General features: G+C 66.9%; 1 protein-coding gene. It reads left to right on the forward strand.

From position 1 onward, the window contains the following. A partial coding sequence (locus SB660_RS20595; protein WP_410584197.1) for a hypothetical protein occupies positions 1–272 on the forward strand: 272 nt, incomplete at both ends.

Consider the following 272-nt stretch of genomic DNA (forward strand, 5'->3'; position numbering starts at 1 on the left):
CTCTGGATGCGCAACCGCGAGAACCAGTGGTGGCAGGACCTCGGGATGCAGGATGCCGGATGGACCTACGAGTTGTTCGACGGCTCGCTGCTCGCGCATCCGGAGGTCCGCTTCGACGGCGAGGTCGTGCAGCCCGAGGGCCCGGGGTACCAGGCGCTCATCATCTACCAGGAGGCGCTCGACCCCGATGTCGCCCGGCTCCTTCGGGAGTGGGCCCGGAACGGACTGAAGCTGCTCATCGTGAACGGCACGCGCGAGGTGAAGGTGCAGAT

It is taken from the genome of Bacillus sp. SIMBA_005 (genome assembly GCF_046535585.1).
In the GTDB taxonomy this organism is placed as follows: Bacteria; Bacillota; Bacilli; order Bacillales; family Bacillaceae; genus Bacillus; species Bacillus pumilus.